Source organism: Pseudomonas sp. NDM, assembly GCF_003105095.1.
In the GTDB taxonomy this organism is placed as follows: Bacteria; Pseudomonadota; Gammaproteobacteria; order Pseudomonadales; family Pseudomonadaceae; genus Aquipseudomonas; species Aquipseudomonas moraviensis_A.
The window spans coordinates 1-7,232 of the sequence record NZ_QETJ01000211.1 but is presented as its reverse complement, the minus strand read 5'-3'; the positions used below and the strand labels follow the sequence as shown (position 1 = coordinate 7,232).

At 61.7% G+C, this 7,232-nt stretch carries 5 protein-coding genes; 2 read left to right on the top strand and 3 right to left on the bottom strand.

Annotated elements, in window-relative coordinates:
* Window positions 1–47 precede the first annotated feature (47 nt).
* The 3 genes from mupP to DCO47_RS24660 are packed head-to-tail and all read right to left on the bottom strand — an operon-like array spanning window position 48 to window position 2,815.
* Window positions 48–719, bottom strand: coding sequence for an N-acetylmuramic acid 6-phosphate phosphatase MupP (gene mupP, locus DCO47_RS24670; protein WP_064361499.1), 672 nt, complete (start codon window positions 717–719; stop codon window positions 48–50).
* A gap of 4 nt (window positions 720–723) precedes the next feature.
* On the bottom strand, window positions 724–1,422 hold the full coding sequence (gene ubiG, locus DCO47_RS24665) for a bifunctional 2-polyprenyl-6-hydroxyphenol methylase/3-demethylubiquinol 3-O-methyltransferase UbiG (RefSeq protein WP_024013875.1): 699 nt from the start codon (window positions 1,420–1,422) through the stop codon (window positions 724–726).
* A 58-nt stretch (window positions 1,423–1,480) separates the two neighbouring features.
* Entirely contained in the window at window positions 1,481–2,815 is a 1,335-nt protein-coding gene (locus DCO47_RS24660; protein ID WP_116659124.1) for a TRZ/ATZ family hydrolase, read from the bottom strand.
* A 108-nt stretch (window positions 2,816–2,923) separates the two neighbouring features.
* On the opposite strand from DCO47_RS24660, the gene mtnA reads away from it, so the two are divergent.
* Complete coding sequence (gene mtnA, locus DCO47_RS24655; protein WP_042607942.1) at window positions 2,924–4,000, top strand: S-methyl-5-thioribose-1-phosphate isomerase; 1,077 nt, start codon at window positions 2,924–2,926, stop codon at window positions 3,998–4,000.
* 423 nt (window positions 4,001–4,423) lie between these two features.
* Window positions 4,424–7,078: a DNA gyrase subunit A gene (gene gyrA / locus DCO47_RS24650; RefSeq protein ID WP_065616859.1), complete on the top strand. Its 2,655-nt coding sequence runs from the start codon at window positions 4,424–4,426 to the stop codon at window positions 7,076–7,078.
* The last annotated feature ends 154 nt before the right edge of the window (window positions 7,079–7,232 follow it).

Below are 7,232 nucleotides of genomic sequence, written 5' to 3'. Positions count from 1 at the left end.
GCATTCTCCTGTAGGAGCTGCCGAAGGCTGCGATCTTTTGATTTTGGTCAGCAGTTGCACAGCGCGCTATCGAGCACCTTGCGCAACTCCAGCGGGTGATCCACGACCACGTCCGCGCCCCAATGCCGCGGGTTGTCATCAGGGTGAATGTAGCCGTAGGTCACCGCAGCGGTCTTGGTGCCGGCGTCGCGGCCCGATTCGATATCGCGCAGATCATCGCCGATAAACAGCACGGTCGACGGATCCAGATCCAGCATCTTGCAGGCGAGGATCAACGGCTCCGGGTCCGGCTTGCTGTTCTTCACATGGTCCGGGCAGATCAGCAGCGCCGAACGCTCGGCCAGCCCCAGACGTTGCATGATCGGCTCGGCGAAGCGCACCGGTTTGTTGGTGACCACGCCCCAGATCAGGTTGGCCTTTTCGATGTCGGCGAGCAGTTCGCTCATGCCGTCGAACAGTCTGCTGTGCACTGCGCAGCCGACCAGATAGCGCTCGAGAAACTCCAGGCGCAGCTCTTCGAAGCCTGGCGATTCCGGGTCCATCGAGAACGTCACTGCGACCATCGCCTTGGCGCCGCCGGAGATTTCATCGCGAATGTGCTTGTCGTTGATCGGCGGCAAACCGCGATCGGCGCGCATTGCCTGGCAGATGGCAATGAAGTCCGGCGCGGTGTCGAGCAGGGTGCCGTCCATGTCGAAAAGTACCGCTCTGATGGCCATCGGCTTATTCCTCGCGCAGGGTCTGGATCATGTAGTTGACGTCAACGTCGTTGGCCAGCTTGTAGTGCTTGGTCAGCGGGTTGTAGGTCAGACCGATGATGTCCTTGACGGTCAGGCCGGCCATGCGGCTCCACGCGCCGAGCTCGGACGGGCGAATGAATTTCTTGAAATCATGGGTGCCGCGCGGCAGCAGCTTCATGATGTATTCGGCGCCGATGATCGCGAACAGATACGCCTTCGGGTTGCGGTTGATGGTCGAGAAGAACACCTGGCCGCCCGGCTTGACCATGCGGAAGCAGGCGCGGATCACTGAGGACGGATCCGGCACGTGCTCGAGCATTTCCAGGCAGGTGACCACGTCGAACTGCTCGGGCATTTCGTCGGCGAGGGCTTCGGCGGTGATCTGCCGGTATTCGACGCTGACCCCGGATTCCAGCTGATGCAGTTGCGCGACCGCCAGCGGCGCTTCGCCCATATCGATGCCCATCACCGTGGCGCCGCGCTGGGCCATGGCTTCGCTGAGGATGCCGCCGCCGCAGCCGACGTCGAGGACTTTCTTGCCGGCCAGGTTGACCCGTTCGTCGATCCAGTTGACCCGCAGCGGGTTGATGTCGTGCAGTGGCTTGAATTCGCTTTCGCGGTCCCACCAACGATGGGCCAGGGCCTCGAATTTGGCGATTTCGGCGTGGTCGACGTTGCTCATGTTCAATTCCTCGAAAAACCTGAAAAGGGCTGTAGCCGCGAATATTGCGCCGCGGTGTTTACGATTCGGTATGGCCGCTGATGCGCTGGCCCCAGTGGCGGGCGGTCTCGCCCAGCTGTTGTTCGTCCATGCGGGTCAGGCGCCGGTCGTCGAGCAGTTGCTTGCCGGCAACCCACAGGTGTTTCACGCAATCGCGCCCGGTGGCATAGATCAACTGCGACACCGGGTCGTACACCGGTTGCTGCGCCAGACCGGACAGGTCGAAAGCGACGATGTCCGCGGCTTTGCCGATCTCCAGCGAGCCGACCTGCGTCTCGATGCCCAATGCACGGGCGCCGTTCAGCGTGGCCATGCGCAAGGCGCGATGGGCATCCAGTGCGGTGGCGGAGCCAGCGACGGCTTTGGCCAGCAGGGCGGCAGTGCGGGTTTCGCCGAGCAGGTCGAGATCATTGTTGCTCGCCGCGCCATCGGTGCCGACAGCCACATTGACCCCAGCCTGCCACAAACGCTCGACCGGGCAGAAGCCGCTGGCCAGTTTGAGGTTGGATTCCGGGCAGTGGATCACGCTGCTGTTGCTTTCTACCAGCAGGGCGAGGTCGTCATCGCTGATCTGGGTCATGTGCACGGCCTGGAACCGCGGGCCGAGCAGGCCAAGGCGGCCCAGGCGCGCCAGTGGCCGTTCGCCGGTCTGCTCGACCGCCTGCTGCACTTCAAACGCGGTTTCATGCACATGCATGTGGATCGAGGCGTCCAGCTCCTCGGCGATCACCCTGATTTTCTCGAGGTTCTCATCGCCGACGGTGTAGGGTGCATGAGGGCCGAAAGTGATCTTGATGCGTTCGTGATGCTTGAGGTCGCCGAACAACTCGACGCCCTGACGAATGGCTTCGTCGGCGCTGCTGGCACCGGGGATCGGGAAATCGAGGATCGGAATGGCGATCTGCGCACGGATGCCGCTGTTGTGCACGCGCTCGCTGGCGACTTTCGGGAAGAAATACATGTCCGAAAAACAGCTGATGCCGCCCTTGATCTGCTCGGCGATCGCCAGATCGGTGCCGTCGCGGACGAAGTCTTCATCGACCCATTTGCCTTCGGCCGGCCAGATGTGATTTTCCAGCCAGGTCATCAGCGGCAGATCGTCGGCCAGGCCCCGGAACAGTGTCATCGCCGCATGGCCGTGGGCGTTGATCAGCCCCGGCGCCAGCAAGATATCCGGCAGTTCACGGATTTGCGTGGCGTTACACTTCAATGCTTCAGCCCGCGGGCCGATAAATACGATGCGACCATCACGGATGCCCAGGCCGTGCTCCTTGAGCACCACGCCTGCAGGTTCGACGGGAACCAGCCAGGTCGGCAGCAATAACAGGTCGAGCGCAATGGCAGGTTTCGGCATCGAGGGTCGGTTCCAGTGCTTTTGTAAAGGATGGCGAAGTATACCCGAGCGTCTTCGCGGGGGGATCGCTATAATCGGCGGCTTTTGTTCATGAGTGCGGGGTGTGGGATGCGCGATCGACTGTTGGCTGCGGAGAAAGTGAAGGCCATCGATTGGCGTGATGGCGCGCTGCACCTGCTGGATCAGCGTATTTTGCCGTTCGAGGAAACCTGGATCGCTTACACCAGCGCCGCCGGCGTGGCCGAGGCGATTCGCTCGATGGTCGTGCGGGGCGCGCCGGCCATCGGCATCAGCGCGGCCTATGGCATCGTCCTCGCGGCGCGGGCGCGGATTGCCGAGGGTGGCGACTGGTACGCGGCGCTGGAAGAGGATTTTGCCCTGCTGGCGGATTCGCGGCCGACTGCGGTCAATCTGTTCTGGGCGCTAGGCCGCATGCACGATCGCCTGGATCGTTTGAAGAGCAACGCCGATCCGCTGGCGGCGCTCGAGGCCGAAGCCATCGCCATTCACCAAAGCGACCGCGAAGCCAACCTGACCATGGCGCAACTCGGCGTCGATCTGATTCGCAAGCATCAGGGCAACGCTCAGGCCATTCTGACTCACTGCAACACTGGCGCGCTGGCGACCGGCGGGTTCGGTACTGCGCTGGGTGTGATCCGCGCCGCTTATATAGAAGGCATGGTCGAGCGCGTCTACGCCGACGAAACCCGACCGTGGCTGCAGGGCTCGCGGCTGACCGCGTGGGAGCTGGCCAACGAAGGCATTCCGGTGACCCTGAACGCCGACTCCGCCGCCGCGCACATCATGAAAACCAAAGGCGTGACCTGGGTGATCGTCGGCGCTGATCGCATCACTGCCAATGGCGACGTGGCGAACAAGATCGGGACTTATCAACTGGCGGTGAACGCCATGCATCATGGCGTGCGCTTCATGGTGGTGGCGCCGAGTTCGACCATCGACATGAATCTGGCCAGCGGCGATGACATCCCGATCGAAGAGCGTGATGGCGCCGAGCTGCTGGAAGTTGGCGGCAAACGCGTCGGTGCCGACGTTGAAGCGTTCAACCCGGTGTTCGATGTCACTCCGGCGGATCTGATCGACGCGATCGTCACCGAAAAAGGCATCGTCGAGCGGCCGGACACCGCGAAAATGGCCCAGCTGATGTGCCGCAAGCGCCTGCATTGACAGGCTCTGGTCTTGCATTGAGCCCTTCGCGAGCAGGCTCGCTCCCACAGGTTTCGTGATCGCCACAGACCATTGTGGGAGCGAGCCTGCTCGCGAAGAGGCCGGTAAAGTCAATAAACAACTCCAATTCAGGCCGAGATTTCACATTCAACGAAGCTCTGAGCCTCTCTCGTCCCCCTCAAGCCTGTCATCGGTCAACTAACTATGCTCCATGCGCATCTGGGGGATAGGTGCGTGGCGGCCTTTGTGATAACATCCGGCGTTTTCCGAGGCGGCTCCACGGAGCTGTCTTTACTGCGCAAATCCGCGATCCAATGTTGATTTGTCGTAAGTCGGCGCATGGCACTCGGCCGGCCCCGACGAGCTTCGTTGCTCCCACATGGATATGACGAAGTTTCACCAGAAAAAGGAATCAGGCTTCTCATGGGCGAACTGGCCAAAGAAATCCTCCCGGTCAATATCGAAGACGAGCTGAAACAGTCCTACCTCGACTACGCAATGAGCGTAATCGTCGGCCGTGCACTGCCGGATGCGCGCGATGGCCTCAAGCCCGTGCACCGTCGCGTACTGTTCGCGATGAGCGAGCTGGGCAACGACTACAACAAGCCGTACAAGAAATCTGCCCGTGTCGTCGGCGACGTGATCGGTAAGTATCACCCGCACGGCGACACTGCCGTGTACGACACCATCGTTCGTATGGCCCAGCCTTTCTCCCTGCGCTACCTGCTGGTCGACGGCCAGGGCAACTTCGGGTCGGTCGACGGCGACAACGCCGCGGCCATGCGATACACCGAAGTGCGCATGACCAAGCTGGCGCACGAGCTGCTGGCTGACCTGCACAAGGAAACCGTGGACTGGGTGCCGAACTACGACGGCACCGAACTGATCCCGGCGGTCATGCCGACCCGCGTACCGAACCTCCTGGTCAACGGTTCCAGCGGTATCGCCGTGGGCATGGCGACCAACATTCCGCCGCACAACCTCGGTGAAGTCATCGACGGTTGCCTGGCCCTCATCGACAACCCCGAGCTGACCGTCGATGAGCTGATGCAATACATCCCCGGTCCGGACTTCCCGACTGCCGCGATCATCAACGGTCGCGCCGGCATCATCGAAGCCTATCGCACCGGTCGCGGGCGCATTTACATGCGTGCCCGCTCGATCATCGAAGACATCGACAAGGTCGGTGGCCGTCAGCAGATCGTCATCACCGAACTGCCTTACCAGTTGAACAAGGCGCGTCTGATCGAGAAAATCGCCGAACTGGTCAAGGAGAAGAAGCTCGAAGGTATCACCGAGCTGCGTGACGAGTCCGACAAGGACGGTATGCGCGTCGTGATCGAACTGCGTCGCGGCGAAGTGCCTGAGGTGATCCTCAACAACCTCTACGCCCAGACCCAGCTGCAATCGGTGTTCGGTATCAACATCGTCGCGCTGATCGACGGCCGTCCGCGCATCCTCAATCTCAAGGATCTGCTGGAAGCCTTCGTCCGTCACCGTCGCGAAGTGGTCACCCGCCGTACCGTGTTCGAACTGCGCAAGGCGCGCGAGCGCGGGCACATTCTCGAAGGTCAGGCCGTTGCCCTGTCGAACATCGACCCGGTGATCGCCCTGATCAAGGCCTCGCCAACGCCGTCGGAAGCCAAGGAAGCGCTGATCAGCACGCCTTGGGAATCCTCGGCAGTGGTGGCGATGGTTGAACGTGCCGGTGCCGATTCGTGCCGTCCGGAAAACCTCGATCCGCAATACGGTCTGCGCGAAGGCAAGTACTTCCTTTCGCCAGAACAGGCTCAAGCCATTCTCGAACTGCGCCTGCACCGCCTGACCGGTCTGGAGCACGAGAAGCTGCTGGCCGAGTACCAGGAGATCCTCAACCAGATCGGCGAGCTGATCCGCATCCTCAACAGCGCTGTGCGCCTGATGGAAGTGATCCGCGAAGAGCTGGAAGTGATTCGCGCCGAATACGGCGACGTGCGCCGCACCGAAATTCTCGATGCCCGTCTCGACCTGACCCTGGGCGACATGATCCCGGAAGAAGAGCGCGTCGTGACCATTTCCCACGGTGGCTACGCCAAGACCCAGCCGCTGGCTGCGTACCAGGCCCAGCGTCGTGGCGGCAAAGGCAAGTCGGCCACCGGCGTCAAGGACGAGGACTACATCGCTCACCTGCTGGTCGCCAACAGCCACACCACGCTGCTGCTGTTCTCCAGCAAGGGCAAGGTGTACTGGCTGAAGACCTACGAAATTCCGGAAGCATCCCGCGCGGCCCGTGGTCGTCCGCTGGTCAACCTGCTGCCGCTGGATGACGGTGAATACATCACCACCATGCTGCCGGTCGAGGAATATACCGAAGGTCACTACATCTTCATGGCCACCGCCAACGGCACCGTGAAGAAGACCCCGCTGGAATCCTTCAGCCGTCAGCGCAGCGTCGGTCTGATCGCGCTGGAGCTGGACGAAGGCGACGTGCTGATCTCTGCGGCCATCACCGATGGCGAGCGCGAAGTGATGCTGTTCTCCGACGGCGGCAAGGTCACCCGCTTCAAAGAGTCCGATGTACGTGCCATGGGCCGTACCGCGCGCGGCGTGCGCGGCATGCGTCTGCCGGAAGGGCAGAAGCTGATTTCCATGCTGATCCCGGAAGAAGGCAGCCAGATCCTCACCGCTTCCGAGCGTGGTTATGGCAAGCGCACCGCGATCACCGAGTTCCCTGAATACAAGCGTGGCGGCCAGGGCGTGATCGCCATGGTCAGCAACGAGCGTAACGGCCGTCTGGTCGGCGCGGTGCAGGTGCTCGACGGTGAAGAAATCATGCTGATCTCCGATCAGGGCACTCTGGTGCGTACCCGTGTCGGCGAAGTGTCGAGCCTGGGCCGTAACACTCAGGGCGTGACGCTGATCAAGCTGGCCAAGGATGAAACCCTGGTCGGGCTGGAGCGGGTCCAGGAGCCTTCGGAAGTCGAAGGCGAAGAGCTCGAAGGTGAAGAGGGCGAGGAATTCGCAGGCAGCGTCGGCATCGACGAGGCAGGTGAAGACCAGCAACTCGACGCCGCAGCTGACGAAGAACCGCAGGAATAAGCGGACAAACGAGGGGGCGGATGAGAATTCGCCCCCTTGTTATTTGTCCGGTATGAAATATCGTCAGGCAAGGAGATCTCCTGTAGGAGTGAGCCTGCTCGCGATAGCGGTGTTTCAGTCAGCGAATGTTTATCTGACACACCGCTATCGCGAG